Origin of the sequence: Cognatundibacterium jejuense (genome assembly GCF_014284255.1) — a bacterium.
Taxonomy (GTDB): domain Bacteria; phylum Pseudomonadota; class Gammaproteobacteria; order Burkholderiales; family Burkholderiaceae_D; genus Undibacterium; species Undibacterium jejuense.
The window spans coordinates 1-1,048 of the sequence record NZ_JACOFV010000045.1 but is presented as its reverse complement, the minus strand read 5'-3'; the positions used below and the strand labels follow the sequence as shown (position 1 = coordinate 1,048).

At 44.1% G+C, this 1,048-nt stretch carries 1 protein-coding gene; it reads left to right on the top strand.

The annotated features are described in order from the left end of the window. The first annotated feature begins 102 nt into the window (after positions 1-102). Complete coding sequence (locus H8K32_RS19925; protein WP_186914380.1) at positions 103-1,041, top strand: IS30 family transposase; 939 nt, start codon at positions 103-105, stop codon at positions 1,039-1,041. Positions 1,042-1,048 lie beyond the last annotated feature (7 nt).

Below are 1,048 nucleotides of genomic sequence, written 5' to 3'. Positions count from 1 at the left end.
GGCGAATTCTAGGATGAAGTGCAATTTATGAACGGTATCGGTTAATGAGGGCAAGATGCGATAGCATTTGTGCCTTTTTGACCGGCCAGTCGAAATTGCATAATGAACTACACACATCTCACCCAAATAGAACGATACCAGATTTACGCATTAAGAAAAGCAGGACAAACACAAAGACAGATTGCTAGCTTACTAAAACGAAGTGAATCGACCATCAGCAGAGAATTGCGTCGTAATACTGGAAGTCGTGGTTATCGTCCAAAGCAAGCTCATAAAAAGTCAGAGGAGCGACGTGCAATTAACGCGCGGCGCATTGACGAGGATGTCTGGGAGTTTGCGCAAGAACGACTATTGGAGCAATGGAGCCCAGAGCAAATTAGCGGTCATGCGGCGATAAGTCCGGAAACAGTTTATCAACGTGTCTATGCGGATAAACGATCAGGCGGAGCACTTTGGAAAAATCTACGTTGTCAGAAGAAACGAAAAAAACGATATGGTAAGTTAGAGCGAAGAGGCAGTATACCGAATAGACAATTTATCGAAGACAGGCCAGCAATTGTAGAGCAGCGCAGTCGAATAGGCGATTGGGAAGCAGATACGATCATTGGCAAAAACCATCGGCAAGCTATTGTGAGTATCGTAGAACGCAAGACAGGATTAACGTTGATTCGAAAAGTGGAACGTAAGACAGCGCACGCAGTAGGTCAGGCGATGATTGAATTGCTTGAACCTTATCGTAAAAAAGTACGCACCATCACCTCAGACAACGGACGAGAATTTGCCCAACATGAAACAATCGCCTCTGCCTTAAAAGCTGACTTTTATTTCGCGCATCCCTATGCATCTTGGGAGCGAGGAACGAACGAAAACACGAATGGATTGATTAGGCAATACTTTCCGAAGAACAGAGATTTCACCACGATTACACAACAGGAGATTGATCACGCCATGAATAGACTGAATAATCGACCAAGAAAAAGGTTAGGATACCTTACACCCAATCAGGTATTCTTCAAAAATACGCTTGCACTTCAAAATTGAACTCGCG

What these genes read in the sequence shown, in the direction of transcription:
- H8K32_RS19925 (WP_186914380.1), top strand. Translation starts at nt 103, where the DNA reads ATGAACTACACACATCTCACCCAAATAGAACGATACCAGATTTACGCA.